The sequence below is a fragment of the Pelagirhabdus alkalitolerans genome (assembly GCF_900096905.1).
GTDB lineage: Bacteria > Bacillota > Bacilli > Bacillales > Amphibacillaceae > Pelagirhabdus > Pelagirhabdus alkalitolerans.
Map to the genome: position 1 here is coordinate 18,882 of NZ_FMYI01000012.1, position 15,535 is coordinate 34,416.

The window sequence follows — 15,535 nt, forward strand, 5'->3', positions numbered from 1 at the left end:
GGTAGGTGACTACTGTGACTTATTATGACTCTAATTGGAGTCAAGCCCAAACAGATCATTACAACCAATTAACAAAAGAAAAATCAATTATGGAAAACATAGCATCCTCTTTGCAAGAAGAAGGAATCGATGCTACTGTAATAAAGAAAATCAAAATGCCTGAAAGGTAGTGAAAAACATGTTTTTATTTCATCCAATGGATTTCTTAATTTTCATTGCGTTCGGTTTAGCAATGTGGGCGCAATCTAAAGTGAAAAGTAATTTTCATAAATATGCGCGTGTCCAAGCGAATGCACAAGTGACAGGGTTACAAGTAGCTAGACGTATTCTTGATCAAAATGGCTTATACGATGTGACGATTGAACGATCAAAACGAGGAGATTTATCGGATCATTACGATCCACGTTCGAAAACGGTTCGATTATCAGGACCGATTTACAGCGGTTCTTCCATTTCATCATTAGCAATAGCTGCCCATGAGGTGGGTCATGCGATCCAACATGCTAAAGGTTATTCAATGCTTAAATTCAGATCTGCATTGTTCCCTGCAGCCAACCTTGGTTCAAGGATGGCACCACTTTTATTAATTTTAGGGATTATGGCAGAGTTTAATCAGTTAATTGGCGTAGGAATTGGATTGTTCTCAGCAGCTGTGCTATTTCAAGTTGTCACGCTTCCTGTTGAATATGATGCAAGTAGACGTGCGAAGAATCAATTGATGGAGATGGGATTTGTCACTGCTAATGAGAAAAAGGGTATTAGTAATGTATTAAATGCGGCCGCTCTAACATATGTTGCAAGTACGTTAATTGCTGCTCTTCAACTCTTGAAATTTGTTATGATCTTTGCTGGTAGACGTGACTAAATAAAAGGAGATCACTATGTTCGGATTAAAGCTTAAAAGCCTAACAAAACGCATTTTGTTAGGCTATTTTTTTTACGTTGTTATAACAGGTGTGGTGATGTTTTGGTTACTTCAGCCAACCGAAGTAAAGGTAGGGTCAACGGATGATCTTTCTTTTCGTGAAACAGATGAAAAAGTGGCATCGATTGATGAAAGAGATGATGCGTTTAAAGTACGATTAGATTTAATAGAAGCGGCTGAAGAGTCACTTGTAATGAGTTATTATGCGATGCAAGGTGGCTATACCGTTGATTTATTTTATGATGCTATTTTAGAAGCAGCCGAACGCGGTGTTGACGTTCGGTTTATGATCGATGGTATTTTCCATAACATGCGCTTTCAAGATCGTCACATTGAACATATTTTTAATGAGCATCCTAACATTGAGCTTGCTTATTATGAGCGATTTTCTTTTTTGAAGCCGTGGTCATGGCACAATCGGTTACATGATAAATTTATGATTGCAGATGAGAAAAAAGCTTTGATTGGTGGTCGGAATATAGGTGATAAATATTTTGCAGATGATGGTGTAATGACAGTGTCTAATGATCGAGATCTGCTTATCATCAATCCAAACAATCGTGAACCAGTTATTATTCGGGATATGCTAAATTATTTTGATTACGTATACGAGAGTGACTATGTTGAGGTTCAGTCAAATAGTCGGCTGGCTTCGATCAATGACCGTAGAGCTAAACGTTATAAAGATGATTTAAAGGAACGTACGCAACAATTAAAAAATGAGTATAACGATTTTTTTGAAGAAAGCATTCATTGGTCTGATGCTGCACGTCCTGTCAAACGGGCTGAATTTGTTCACAACTCGATTGATCGATTTTATAAACAACCTCATGTTCTTAGACGTCTGCTACTGCAAGCTGAAAAAGCGAACGATTCATTAATGGTTCAAACCCCTTATTTAATTCCAACACGACCACTCAAAGAAAAAGTTGAAGCAATGAACATTGATCAGCTAAATAAAGCCGTTTTAACAAATAGCTTAAGTGCTACTTCAAATATAATGGCACACAGTGGTTACCGTAATCACCGTAAGAAACTTAAAAATTCAGATGTTACACTCTATGAATATCAAGGTCCTGACTCATCGTTGCATATGAAGACATGGCTTTTTGATCAAGATGTAGCGGCGGTCGGTTCGTTTAATGGTGATGCAAGGAGTACTTATTTAAATACAGAGTCGATGTTAATCATCGAGAGTCCAGAGTTAGTAGCAGATATCCATGACTATAATCATGCGTCTTATCTTAGTAATAGTTTGACCGTTGATAATCGAGGGAAGAATGAGGTAAGAGAAGATGAAAGCCCTTTATCCAAAAAGGTAATGACATGGCTTATTCGTCCGATTGCAAGAGGGATTGCTTATTTACTCTAATAATTCCTGTTAGGATGTGAAAACATGCAGACACTGGAAGATATAAAACTAGCTTATGAAGAAGCCTTACTAAATGGGAAAACAAGAGAGGGCTATGAATTAATTCAAGAAGCGCTCAATGAAGGACAATCGTTAATTGATATTTATTTGATCATAGCTGAAGCGATGTATAGTATTGGTGACTTATGGGAAACCAATGATATTTCGATTGCGCAAGAACATGCGGCGACCGCTATTACACAGTTTGTTCTCACACAAATAAGTGCCGAATCCATCAAACACTATAGTCCACTAGATACAAAAGCCTTCATTTTTTCAATTGAGTCCAATACGCATTACTTAGGTATTCAAATGATTAAAAGTGTTTTTAATGTGTATGGTATTCAGACATTTGATTATGGTCCTAATGTTCCCAATACAGACATCGTAAATGAAATAAGTGAAAAACAACCACATTATGTTGCCTATTCTGTCTCAATGCCTGATCATATTGACAAAGCTAAACAGTTAAGCCAAATGATAAGAGAATGTCCGACGGGGACTTCACCGATGATTATTATAGGAGGGTATGCATTCGTAAAAGAGCCTCATTTGTTGGAACAAGTCGATCACGATTATTATTTCCCTACTATTTTGGAATTAGAAGACTGGTTGAGAGAACAGACTAACATGATACCATCAAACACATAATCAACTTGGGGGCGACGAAGATGCAAAACAATCGTGAATTAACAATGGAATCGATGCATCATTTATTTAATCAAGCACAACTATCATTGTTTCTAGTGAATCTTGATGGATCCATTCTAAAGAAATATGGTTATGCACAGTTTCAGCTTGAGGCTGAATTAAACTCCATTTATCAAATTGTTGATAATCATTCGAAAAATCGATTAGAAAAAATATTGAAGGATGAGAAGAAAGAAGGAACGACAGATATTTATCTGTTAAGTTCAACGCACCCAGCTGCTTTTTTTCTAACGTATGTAAAAGAACAAGATTTAGTCTGGCTTTTTATTCTACCGTATCCGCCAGAATATTCTCAAATGGTATCTAATATGCTTGATGCTAATGCAGAGTTGACTAAACTGTATGAGCAAAAAATTCAACTTGAATATGAGCTTAAACATCATATGAAAGAGCTAGAGAAATTAAGTATTACAGATCCTTTAACTGGTTTGTACAATCGTCAATATTTTTATGATTATGTCAATGAGAAACTTGAGTCTAGAGATAGTTGGCAAATGTTATCGTTAGTGATGATTGACTTTAATGATTTCAAGAAGGTCAATGATCAATATGGTCACAAAACGGGTGACTATTTATTAAAAGAGTTCGCTCACATTATACAATCACAATGTGACATGGCGTTTCGTTTTGGTGGCGATGAGTTTGTAGTGGTATCAGTTGATCTGTCGCACGATGTGATTAAAAAACGTCTTGATCATATAAATCGATTGTTTTCTCAAAAAACAGAAATTGTTTCATTGTCATACGGCATTAGTTCTATTTCTAAGGATAAAGCCGGTCAGATTGGTACTAATCAAGATATTGATCATTATTTAAGATTAGCAGATCAAGCGATGTATCGTTATAAACAAGCATATAAAAATAACTCGAAAGAAATGGATTAAATAATTTTCATGTGAAGCCTTTAAAATATTTTTCTAAAGCCGATATAAGAACTAAATGGAGAATATAGAGGAGTTGGCAATGTTATGGATGTAAACAACGTTATGTCTCAAGGAGCATTTTCAAGTCGGTCTACACAAGAGCGTTCAACTGTAGTACCAGATAGAAGTGCATCACATGTTCAACCAACGACCCAACCAACAAGAGAAGCAGAACAACATAGCCACTCAAGTGATTTAAATGATCGAAGAGCTGATATAGAAAGTATGGTTGATGGTCTTAATGAATTCTTAGAACCTGTTCGTACATCGATCAAATTTGAAATGCATGACAAACTTGAGCGTTACTATGTAAAAGTGGTCGATTCACAAACAGAAGAACTTATTAGAGAAATTCCGCCTGAAGACATGTTGGATATGTATGCAGCAATGGCTGAATTTATGGGTTTTATTGTAGATGAAAAAATTTAAGCGAGGTGTTTTAATATGAGAATTGGCGGTATGGCCTCAGGTATGGATATTGACGGTATCATGGAAGACTTAATGGCAGCTGAACGATTGCCACTTGATAAAATGGAACAAGATCGTACGAAAATTGAGTGGGAACAAGATGCCTATCGTGAAGTGAATGCTAAATTTGCAGACTTAGATCAAATGATGCTCGATATGCGTTTAAGTCGTAACTATAATTCGAAACAAGCAACCACATCAAATGATGCTATCTCAGCAACAGCAAATTCGTCTGCACCTGAAGGTAGTTTTGAACTATCCGTAGAAACCTTGGCATCGAATGCGGTGTATTCATCACAAGACGAAGATGGTAACGGAACTGGGATCTCAGTAGATAGCAATGATAAAATTGATCCTTCTAAACCAATTGCCGATCAGTTAGAAAAATTAGGAATTGATGATTTTAATGAAACAATAAAGTTTACTAGTTATCACGAAGGGGAGCCAGATGGAAAAGAGTATGAAATTGAAATTTCTGATGAAGATTCTTTAAACGATGTGCTAACAAAAATTACCCGCGGTGATAATGGTGTGAGTGCTTTTTATGATGTGCAAACGGATTCTGTTATTATGGAACGCACTGAGGCTGGTGCTTATAATGATGGAGATGAAATCGTATTTGAAGATAACTCCTTTTTTACTGATGTACTTAAATTAAAAGAATCAAGACCAGGTACTGATGCAGAGTTCACGTATAACGGTGTGGAATTGAGCTCAAAAACAAATTCAACAACACTAAATAACATTGAATATACGTTCAACGATGTGACAGATGGTACATTTGTTAACGTAACAAATGATACAGAAGAAACCTTCGATATGATTATGGAGTTTGTCGATAAATATAATGATTTAGTTGAAGATGTTAATGGTCGATTACGCGAACCTTCTAATCGTGATTACCCCCCTTTAACTGAAGCTCAAAAGAATGATATGTCAGAGCGTGAGATTGAGTTATGGGAAGAACAAGCTCAAAGTGGATTATTACGGGGTGATTCTATTTTAAGCGGATCATTATCTCAAATGCGCCAAGCTTGGTCATCATCAGTTGATAATGATGGACCTTACTCACACTTTTCTGAGATTGGTATTATGACGACAGCTAATTATTTAGATGGTGGACGTTTACAGGTTGATGAAGATCAATTACGTGAAGCATTATCAGAAGATGCTGATGGTGTTCATCGTCTATTTTCAAATAGTAGTGATGACGAGGGACGAGGTATTATTAATCGCCTGGATGACGTTGTTGATAATACAAGGTCACGTATTGATAGTCGTGCAGGACGCGCAACTCAACAGCCCCATCAGTACACGCTAGGTAGAGAGATGCGTAATATTGATAATCGAATGGAATCATTCCAGCGTCGTTTGCAACAAACCGAAGATCGCTACTGGAATCAATTTAGCGCGATGGAACGCGCCATTTCTGAGATGAATAATCAATATAGCCAAATGATGTCACAATTAGGTCAACCAATGTAGTTTGAATGGATAATGGCGAAAGGATGTTTTAAAGATGGTTCAACAACACTATCAAGCTTATAAAAATAACTCAGTAAATACGGCATCACCAGCGGAATTAACGTTGATGTTATACAATGGATGTTTAAAATTTATAAAACATGCTAAAAAAGGGATTGAAAATAAAGATATTCAAATGAAGAATACGAATATCCAAAAAGCTCAAAATATTATTAGCGAATTGATGGTGACATTAGATCAGGATGCTCCGATCGCAAAAGACATGATGCCTCTTTATGATTATATTAATCGTCGCCTAATTGACGCGAATGTAAAAAATGATTTGACGATCTTGATGGAAGCATATGGCCTTGTTGAACAGTTCCGTGATACGTGGAAAGAAGTTGTGAAAAAAACGCGTATGCAAGAATATTCAGAAAGCGCGCGAGCTTAATATGCGTCCGTTAGATCAATTAAAAACAATAACGGATTCTTTGGAAAACCTTGTGAATAAACCTGTTTCTTCTAAAGATCGTGATATCGTGATTGAACAAATTCAGGATAAGTTAACCCAACGTCAAAAGGTAATCGATCAGTTAAAAACACCTCAAACTGATGATGACAAAAAGTTGGGGCAAGACATTTTAAAAAAAGATCGAGTAATTCAAGAAAAGGTTCAGGAGTTACTATTAGATGTCAAAAAAGATATGAATAAACATAAAAAACATAAAAACACATCAACTAAATATTTGAACCCTTACCAACATGTATCGGTAAAAGATGGATCTTATTGGGATAAGAAAAAGTAAACAAAAACACCGCGCTTTAAAAAAGCGTGGTGTTTTTAAATTTAAGCCTCATCATCCAATAGTTGAAGAAAGCTCTTCGTTTGTTGTTTTTCTGGGTGAACAAGCACTTTTTCAGGACTGCCTTCTTCAATAATATAACCATCATCCATAAATAACACTTTATCTGCAACACGTTTAGCAAAGTTCATCTCATGTGTGACAATGATCATCGTTTGGCCTTCATTTGCTAGTTCTTCAATGACTTTTAGCACTTCTCGGACAAGTTGTGGATCAAGTGCTGAGGTAGGTTCGTCAAACAACATGACATCAGGTTCCATCATTAAAGCACGGGCAATCGCAACACGTTGTTGTTGCCCACCGGATAAAGCATCAGGGAATTTATCCAAATGATCGATCATCCCAACTTTATCAAGTAGTGCTTCCCCTTTTTTGATAAGTGTTTCTTTGCTTTCTTTTTTCACGATAAGTGGCGCTTCAATTATATTTTCGATGACCGTTTTGTGTGGGAACAAGTGAAAGCCTTGAAAGACCATCCCAGAATATTGTCTAAGCTTTAATTTCTCTGTTTTTTTGAGGGGACGTTCGCTAAACACTTGAGTCGTATCTCCAATTGTGATCGTTCCACTGTTGGGTGTTTCAAGTAAATTTAAACATCTTAATAAGGTTGTTTTTCCGGAACCAGAAGCCCCGATTAATGCAACGACTTCCCCCTTTTTCACTGAGAAATCAATCGATTCTAAAACCGTTGTTTCATCAAACTTTTTATTTAAATTACTAATTTCAATCATCTACTCACACCTCCTATTTTTAATTGGATATATAGCGATTGTAACGCGCTTCTAATCGTTGCTGGAAATAACCGATAATCACACAGACGATCCAATAAATCAGTGCGGCTGCAATATACATTGTCATGCTTTCATACGTTCTACCTGCAACAATACGTGCTGAATATAAAAGTTCGTGAACAGTAATAACCGAAGCGAGTGATGTCCCTTTAATAATATCCATAAAAATACTAAAAGTAGGTGGTAGAGCAATACGTGTCGCTTGAGGAATAATAATGCGTCTCATCATTTGGAAGTAATTCATTTGAAGAGATTCAGCAGCTTCCCATTGTCCTTTAGGCACGGACATAATCGCTGAACGGATAATTTCCGCATTATAGCCTGCAAAGTTCAAACTAATCCCAACAATAGCCGCTACAATAGGGCTAGTGAATTGAATGCCAATGACAGGTAACCCGTAATATAAAATAAAGATGAAAACGAGTAAAGGCGTTCCACGCATAAATGATATATACGCGCGTGCAGGAAAACTTAATAGTTTGAATTTACTCATTCGTGCTATTCCAACAACCAGACCAAATAAAAGAGCGAAAAGCATGCTGAACAGTGAAATGATCATCGTTATTTGAAGCCCTTCAATCAATAAGGGTAAAGAATCAAGCGCAAGCTCAGGATTAAATAAATGTTCCCAGTGAATTTGGTTAAACCAATCAAACAAATCGATCACACCCTTCTAAAACAGAATAAAAACTCGACTCATACTAATTTTAAGAATTAGCATGTTTATCTTTCATGCGTAAAATAAAAGGTGATCAATGTATATTACATTGAAACACCTTTATTTTATTGACTATTTAAAAATCAAATTCAACAACATCGTCTGAATCAATCGGTTCAGATGCATCGGCACCTAGAAATTCTTCAGATAGCTCGGCTACTGTACCATCTTCACGTAAAGCGTTAATCGCAACTGACAGTTGTTCAGCTAGTGCGTCATTTCCTTTTAAAACAGGAATAGCACTTGTTGTTGGGTGATATTTAACTTGATCAGCAACAACTAAGTTATCATCACCGAAATCTTCGATAATTTGAGCAAGAACTAAACGGTCATTCAAGTAAGCATCTTGATTACCGTTTAAAATATCACGCAGAATAGCTTCTGTTCCACCATCGTATGCTACACCATCTGCTCCGACATATTCACTGAAACGAGCATAATTACTTGTAAGTGATCCAAGTGCAACAGGAACATCTTCAAGATCATATGCATCGTCAAATTGATCAACATCGTCTTCACGTACGATAATTGAGCCGTATGAGAATTTATATGGATCAGTAAAAGTAAATGTCTCTAGACGTTCTTCAGTAATAGCGAAATCATTAACAGCTAAATCAATTTGTCCGTTTCTTAGCGCTGGTAAAATCCCATCAAAATCCATTGTTTCAAATTCAACTTCTAAATCTAAATAATCAGCAATTTCACGTACAAGTTCTACATCGAAACCTGTTAATTCGTTCTCATCATTAAAGTAAGTGACAGGTGAATACGTACCAGATGTTCCGACAACGAGTGTTCCTTCTTCCTCAATATCGCTCCATGAGGAATCTGTACTTTCATCTTCGATTGTTTCATCTTCTGTTTCCTCTGTTTGATCTGTATCTGCATCAGTATCAGCAGGTGATTCATCATTATCTAGTGTGCACCCAATGACACCAATTAATAGAATACTCATAAATAAAAATAAAGATAGCCATTTTTTCATGTTAATTTCCTCCCCCTAATTTAATCCTGACTTTATTAATCAGAATAATATGCATTAGGATAGCATGAATTTTATAGTCCGTCAATTGATTAAACAAAAAACAATTATATTTTGTTGGTTTATACAGGATTTTTATAGGGTAATACAGAATTATAGATATAGAAAGGAGGACACTTTTATGAAATACAACATACGTGGAGAGAACCTTGAGGTGACTGGAGCGATAAAAAGCTACATTGAAAAGAAGGTTAGCAAGTTAGAGCGCTACTTCGAAACACCTCCTACATCAGATGTAAACGTTAATTTAAGTGTCTATAATGATGAACAAGAAATTGAAGTGACCATCCCGATGCCGAATCTTTTACTTCGGGCAGAGGAGAACCACACTGATTTATACGCTGCTATTGATTTAGTAGTTGATAAATTAGAACGTCAAATTAGAAAATATAAAACAAAAATCAATCGAAAGAATCGCCAGAAAGGCGCACCAAAACATATCTTTGCAGAGATGGAAAAAGATTTGTTAGAGGGTGAAGCTGAACAAGAGCAAGAAGATGATAATGGTTTAGAAGTTGTTCGTACTAAACGATTTGACTTAAAACCAATGGATTCAGAAGAAGCGATCCTACAAATGGATATGTTAGGTCACTCGTTTTACGTGTTTACAAATGCGGAAACCGGTGATACAAACGTTGTCTATCGTCGTCACGATGGCAAATATGGCTTAATTGAGCCTAACTAAAAGTAATCGATAAAAAAAGCTGTTGAGTTTTTATAACTCAACAGCTTTTATTAATTTTCTCTATTTAACAGGAATGCTTCGATGGTAAAGGCTGCCATACCAGATACCGTAGAATGAGAGCCTAGCTTTGCGCGCTCAATTGACAAGTCACGTTGATGGAAACCAATCGCATGTTCTTTAATATATCGAAGTATAGAAGGGTAAAGCATTTCTTCAGCTTCACTAAGCTGATTTCCAATGACAACATATTCTGGGTTAAAAATGTTAATACAATTTGTTAACCCGATACCAATATATGTTCCAATTTCTTCAAACAAATCAATAACTGATTGATTATCTTCCTTTGCTTGCGACATCAACTGTTTTAAGGGCGCTTCTTCATTTTCAGCTATCATATCTCGTTTGATCGCTTCATCAATTAATGCTTGAAGTGAGGCATAGCGCTCCCAGCATCCAAGATTACCGCATTGACAAGGTCGTCCATCTTTTTCAACGGTCATATGACCGACTTCACCAGCAAACCCATTTAAACCGCTGTATAATTGAGAATCGAGAATCATACCAACACCGATTCCAATGCCTATACTGGCATAGATCATATCCCTTTTTACATGTTTTCCACCATAACGCATTTCACCATAAGCACCAGCATTGGCTTCATTTTCTACAAAAACAGGACAGCTAAATTCTGTTTCAAGTTTTGATTTAAGCTGAATTTTTTTCCATTTTAAATTGGGAGCTAATAAAATTTCACCATCATGTCCGACAACAGCAGGTACGCCAACACCAATACCAATTAAACCGTATCGACTTTTAGGCGATCGATTGTTCAATCGTTCAATTAGTTTTATTAAAGTAGGGTAAACGGTGTCAAAGTCATTAGCATGTGTTTGGATCGTTTCCTGTTCAAGAATATCACCATTTAAATCAGTTAATGCTCCTAATATGTAACCAACGCCTAAATCTATGCTAATTGAATAGCCAGATTTTCCATTAAACAAAAGCATAACCGGACGCCTACCACCACTAGATTCTCCAGGTCCCGACTCTTCAACTAATTCTTCATTTATAAGTTCGCTGACAAGCGAGGAAACTGTTCCTTTATTTAACCCTGTTAATTGGGCAACACTTGCTCGTGAAATGGGTGTTTGATTAATTATCGTTGATAAAACTAATGTTTTATTTTCTTGTTTGACAACATGTTGATTCCAAGTCCGTTTCATTGATCTTGTCCACTCACTCTCTCTGCATAATTTAATTAAGTCTACTTTAACATATTGAAAACGTTAATTCTATAAACTTTGTTTGTAAATTAAACAAAGTTTGATTCCAATTTATTTACCAACTTAATATTTAATGATAAGCTATGAATATGTGAGTTAAATGCTAGATGAGGTGAAACATGGTTAAGTTAAGGGATACACTAAAAGGAATGACAAACAGAGAACGTATCGATTATTTATGGGAATATTACAAAATACATTTTTTCTTTATCATTATTTTTTTTATTATGTCTGCTTTAGTTATTAACTGGTTGTTTTTTACAGAGAGTACACAAGTAGGGTTATATGTTGTTAGTGACTCGTCTATGGAAGAGGTAAATGACATAACAGAAGCACTTGAAAGTCATGAAACGAATGATTACGGTATTGTAATGGATCATTCATATCATGAAGGAGAGTTTGATGATACCGCAAATCCGCAATTTTATGAACGATTTACAATTCGTTTGGCTGTCGGGCAAATTGATATGATTGTAGCGAATGAATCATTTGCTGAACATCTTTTTGATCGTGATGCATTTATACCATTGAATGAAGTATTACACCTTGAATCGATTAACGTGGAGAGTCGAGACACATATGATGTTAATGATGAGGTGTACGGGTTAAGAGTGAATGAATTCGATATTTTTGATGCGTCAGAAGGATTATCAAATCATTATTTATTCGTTCCCGGTTCAGGGCATAACAAAGAAGAAACGGCAGAATTTATTAAGTCCATTAACTAAGATTATTAAAAGTTTATATGATCAAAAAGAAACCGTGTAATCATAATGATTGCACGGTTTCTTATAATTATTATTTTGTGCCATAAAGGCGATCGCCTGCATCACCAAAACCAGGTGTAATATAACTTTTCTCATTTAAACCAGGATCAAGTGCCCCTGTGTAGATTGGAACTTCTGGGTGATCCTCATGAATTTTATCAATGCCTTCTTGAACAGCAATTAAACATAAAAACTTAATATTTTTTGCACCGCGCTTTTTAATCGCACTAATGGCTGCAGAAGCGGATCCGCCAGTTGCTAACATTGGATCGACAACGATTAACTCTCTTTCACCGATATCCTCAGGTAACTTTGCATAATATTCAACAGGTTCAAGCGTTTCAGGATCACGATAAAGACCAATGTGCCCTACCTTTGCAACGGGAATCAAGCTTAAAATACCATCAACCATACCAAGACCGGCACGCATGATCGGTACAATCCCTAATTTTTTCCCACTGAGACGTTTAACGCTTGTATTCGTAACAGGTGTTTCAATTTCAACGTCAGATAAAGGTAAGTGTAGAGTGATTTCATAAGCCATCAGTTTAGAGATTTCTTCAACGAGTTCTCTAAATTCTTTAGGACCTGTGTTTTTATCACGGACAATTCCGAGTTTGTGTTGAATTAATGGATGATTAAAAACATGCACTTTTTTTGTCATTAGTGATCTCTCCTTCTTTTTACTAATTGTATATAGTACAGGAGGATTCGAAAAATAACAAGAGAAAATCGCTTCTGTTATTCTTATATTTGTATAGGAACTGTATTAACATAAATGACAACAAACGAATACCCAACCATCACATTTTATGATTCTTGTTTTAAGAAAACCCCAGTGTTATGATATAATTTGGAATAGTGAGAAACAGAATAATAAAGGCATCACTTTAAATGAAATAGAGGAGCGTAAATTATGCGTCGAATGTTAAAGAAGTTATTTGACGGAAATCAACGTCAACTAAAAGAAGTACAACAAATTGTTGATCAAATTGAAGCATTAGAACCGGATTATGAGCAATTGTCTGATACTGATTTAAAAGACAAAACGGAAGAATTTAAAGAACGTTTTAAAAACGGTGAAACCCTAGATGATTTAATGGTAGAAGCTTACGCGGTCATCCGTGAAGCGTCCAAGCGTGTTCTTAATATGCGTCCATTTCAAGTTCAGCTGATGGGAGCGATTGTTCTCCATCGTGGTGACATTGCAGAAATGAAAACGGGTGAAGGTAAAACACTTGCATCGACTATGCCTGCTTATTTAAATGCGATAGCTGGTAAAGGTGTTCATATTATTACAGTTAACGAATACTTAGCAGATCGTGACGCGAAGGATATGGGCGTATTATATGAGTTTTTAGGACTGACTGTTGGATTGAATGTTAACAGTTTAACAAAGGAACAAAAAAGAGAAGCTTATTATGCTGATATTACGTACGGAACGAATAATGAATTTGGTTTTGACTACTTGCGTGACAACATGGTTCTATATAAAGAACAGATGGTACAGCGTCCACTGAACTTTGCGATTATTGATGAGGTAGACTCGATTTTAATTGATGAAGCGAGGACACCTCTAATCATTTCAGGTTCAGCGCGCAAATCAGCGACGTTATATCAACAAGCAAATGCTTTTGTTCGTACGTTAGTGAGAGAAGTTGATTATTCATTTGATGAAAAAACAAAAGGGGTTCAATTAACAGAAGAAGGGATTACTAAAGCTGAAAACTTTTTTAATATTAAAAACTTATTTGATTTAAATCATGTCACACTAACGCATCATATTAATCAAGCACTCAAAGCACACGCTTCTATGCACCGTGATACAGATTATGTGATTGAAGAAGGCGAAGTTGTCATTGTTGATCAGTTTACCGGTCGTCTAATGAAAGGTAGACGTTATAGTGATGGACTCCATCAAGCGATTGAGGCCAAAGAAGGTTTGCATATTCAAAACGAAAGCATGACACTTGCTTCTATTACGTTCCAAAACTTGTTCAGAATGTATGATAAGTTAGCAGGTATGACAGGAACAGCGAAAACAGAGCAAGAGGAATTTAGAAATATATACAATATGGATGTTGTTGCTGTTCCAACGAATAAACCAATTATTCGTGAAGATAAGTCTGATCTTATTTTTAAAACAATGGACGGTAAGTTTAAAGCAGTTGTAGCAGATATTAAATCTCGTTATGAGAAAGGTCAGCCGGTATTAGTCGGTACGGTAGCTGTTGAAACATCTGAAGTGATTTCAAATTACCTTAAAAAAGCAGGCGTTAAACATAACGTGTTAAATGCTAAAAATCACTACCGTGAAGCGGAGATCATCGAAAACGCAGGTGAACGTGGATCGGTCACCATTGCGACAAACATGGCAGGCCGTGGTACAGATATTAAACTTGGTGATGGCGTTAAGGAATTAGGTGGTTTGGCCGTGATCGGTACCGAACGACATGAATCGCGTCGAATTGACAACCAATTAAGAGGACGTTCCGGTCGTCAAGGTGATCCTGGTCTTACACAATTCTATTTATCAATGGAAGATGAGTTAATGAGACGTTTCGGTTCTGACAATATGAAGGCCATGATGGAACGTTTCAAAATGGATGATACACAACCTATTGAAAGTAAAATGATTTCAAAAGCGGTAGAATCAGCCCAACGCCGTGTTGAAGGTAACAACTTTGATGCACGTAAGAATATTCTAGCTTATGATGATGTCTTAAGAGAACAGCGTGAAATTATTTATAAACAACGATTTGATGTGATTGATTCTGATAACTTACGAGATATTGTCATGAATATGATTGAGACAGTTGTTCAAGATGTGGTCTATACGCATACACAAGATGATGACGATGCTAATTGGGATCTAGATGCGATCATTGAATATGTTCATTCGAATCTCGTTGAGTCGAACTACATCACCAAAACAGACATTGAAAATCAATCACCAGATAAGATGATTGAAGCGATCATGGCTAAAGTTGTTGAAAAATATGATGCCAAAGAAGAAGATATGGGCTCTGAACAAATGCGCGAATTTGAAAAAGTCATCCTATTAAAGATCGTTGATACGAAATGGATGGACCATATCGATCAAATGGATCAATTACGCCAAGGGATTCATTTACGTGCATATGCGCAAAATGATCCGTTACGTGAATATCAAATGGAAGGTTTTGCGATGTTTGAAGCGATGGTTCAAGCCATTAATGAAGATGCATCACGCTATGTCATGAAAGCGCAAGTTCGAGATAACTTGAAACGTCAAGAAGTAGCAAAAAATGCGACGGCTGTTTCAGGTGATGAAGGTAAAAAACAGAAGAAGAAAACACCATTTAAAAAGGCAGACAATATCGGAAGAAATGATCCATGTCCGTGTGGAAGTGGTAAGAAATATAAACATTGCCATGGAAAATAACACATTCAAACACTGGGCATCCTAAAAAAGGATGTCCTTTCAATTTATTAGTGAGGT

17 protein-coding genes are annotated in these 15,535 nt (G+C 36.2%); 12 read left to right on the top strand and 5 right to left on the bottom strand.

Translation table 11 applies throughout. From position 1 onward, the window contains the following. Positions 1-5: 5 nt before the first annotated feature. The 9 genes from BLR62_RS12480 (at position 6) to fliT (ending at position 6,711) form a co-directional block, all read left to right on the top strand. A complete protein-coding gene (locus tag BLR62_RS12480) occupies positions 6-170 on the top strand; it encodes a hypothetical protein (protein WP_218119775.1) in 165 nt (54 codons plus the stop codon). 26 nt (positions 171-196) lie between these two features. Beyond that, positions 197-865, top strand: coding sequence for a zinc metallopeptidase (locus BLR62_RS11460; protein WP_245719463.1), 669 nt, complete (start codon positions 197-199; stop codon positions 863-865). A gap of 16 nt (positions 866-881) precedes the next feature. After that, positions 882-2,297, top strand: coding sequence for a phospholipase D-like domain-containing protein (locus BLR62_RS11465; protein WP_090797066.1), 1,416 nt, complete (start codon positions 882-884; stop codon positions 2,295-2,297). Positions 2,298-2,321: 24 nt separating this feature from the next. Continuing rightward, positions 2,322-2,987, top strand: coding sequence for a cobalamin B12-binding domain-containing protein (locus BLR62_RS11470; RefSeq protein ID WP_090797068.1), 666 nt, complete (start codon positions 2,322-2,324; stop codon positions 2,985-2,987). A 20-nt stretch (positions 2,988-3,007) separates the two neighbouring features. Continuing rightward, positions 3,008-3,931: a GGDEF domain-containing protein gene (locus BLR62_RS11475; RefSeq protein WP_090797071.1), complete on the top strand. Its 924-nt coding sequence runs from the start codon at positions 3,008-3,010 to the stop codon at positions 3,929-3,931. 84 nt (positions 3,932-4,015) lie between these two features. Continuing rightward, positions 4,016-4,399, top strand: a complete 384-nt coding sequence (flaG, locus tag BLR62_RS11480; RefSeq protein WP_090797074.1) for a flagellar protein FlaG — start codon at positions 4,016-4,018, stop codon at positions 4,397-4,399. Positions 4,400-4,414: 15 nt separating this feature from the next. After that, entirely contained in the window at positions 4,415-5,923 is a 1,509-nt protein-coding gene (locus BLR62_RS11485) for a flagellar hook-associated protein 2 (protein WP_090797077.1), read from the top strand. A gap of 34 nt (positions 5,924-5,957) precedes the next feature. Beyond that, positions 5,958-6,356 (top strand): flagellar export chaperone FliS, encoded by a 399-nt coding sequence (gene fliS, locus BLR62_RS11490; RefSeq protein ID WP_090797079.1) that lies wholly within the window; start codon positions 5,958-5,960, stop codon positions 6,354-6,356. A 1-nt stretch (position 6,357) separates the two neighbouring features. Further along, positions 6,358-6,711: a flagellar protein FliT gene (gene fliT / locus BLR62_RS11495; protein ID WP_090797082.1), complete on the top strand. Its 354-nt coding sequence runs from the start codon at positions 6,358-6,360 to the stop codon at positions 6,709-6,711. 41 nt (positions 6,712-6,752) lie between these two features. Here the strand turns inward: fliT and BLR62_RS11500 are convergent, their stop codons facing one another. The 3 genes from BLR62_RS11500 to BLR62_RS11510 all read right to left on the bottom strand — a co-directional run bounded on the left by BLR62_RS11500 (position 6,753) and on the right by BLR62_RS11510 (position 9,262). After that, positions 6,753-7,499 (bottom strand): amino acid ABC transporter ATP-binding protein, encoded by a 747-nt coding sequence (locus BLR62_RS11500; protein ID WP_090797084.1) that lies wholly within the window; start codon positions 7,497-7,499, stop codon positions 6,753-6,755. A 19-nt stretch (positions 7,500-7,518) separates the two neighbouring features. Further along, the gene (locus BLR62_RS11505; RefSeq protein ID WP_090797087.1) at positions 7,519-8,217 is read right to left on the bottom strand and encodes an amino acid ABC transporter permease; all 699 of its coding nucleotides are present in this window, start codon (positions 8,215-8,217) and stop codon (positions 7,519-7,521) included. Positions 8,218-8,353: 136 nt separating this feature from the next. Then, positions 8,354-9,262, bottom strand: coding sequence for a transporter substrate-binding domain-containing protein (locus tag BLR62_RS11510; RefSeq protein WP_090797090.1), 909 nt, complete (start codon positions 9,260-9,262; stop codon positions 8,354-8,356). Positions 9,263-9,440: 178 nt separating this feature from the next. On the opposite strand from BLR62_RS11510, the gene hpf reads away from it, so the two are divergent. Further along, entirely contained in the window at positions 9,441-10,004 is a 564-nt protein-coding gene (gene hpf / locus BLR62_RS11515) for a ribosome hibernation-promoting factor, HPF/YfiA family (RefSeq protein ID WP_090797093.1), read from the top strand. A gap of 50 nt (positions 10,005-10,054) precedes the next feature. Here hpf and BLR62_RS11520 read toward each other — a convergent pair whose 3' ends face one another. Next, positions 10,055-11,227 (bottom strand): ROK family transcriptional regulator, encoded by a 1,173-nt coding sequence (locus BLR62_RS11520; RefSeq protein ID WP_090797095.1) that lies wholly within the window; start codon positions 11,225-11,227, stop codon positions 10,055-10,057. 179 nt (positions 11,228-11,406) lie between these two features. Between BLR62_RS11520 and BLR62_RS11525 the strand changes: the two genes are divergently transcribed. Beyond that, positions 11,407-12,015 (top strand): hypothetical protein, encoded by a 609-nt coding sequence (locus BLR62_RS11525; protein WP_090797098.1) that lies wholly within the window; start codon positions 11,407-11,409, stop codon positions 12,013-12,015. Between the two features lie 70 nt (positions 12,016-12,085). On the opposite strand, the gene upp is transcribed toward BLR62_RS11525, so the two are convergent. Continuing rightward, positions 12,086-12,718: a uracil phosphoribosyltransferase gene (gene upp, locus BLR62_RS11530; RefSeq protein ID WP_090797101.1), complete on the bottom strand. Its 633-nt coding sequence runs from the start codon at positions 12,716-12,718 to the stop codon at positions 12,086-12,088. A gap of 252 nt (positions 12,719-12,970) precedes the next feature. On the opposite strand from upp, the gene secA reads away from it, so the two are divergent. Next, entirely contained in the window at positions 12,971-15,478 is a 2,508-nt protein-coding gene (secA, locus tag BLR62_RS11535; RefSeq protein WP_090797103.1) for a preprotein translocase subunit SecA, read from the top strand. Positions 15,479-15,535 lie beyond the last annotated feature (57 nt).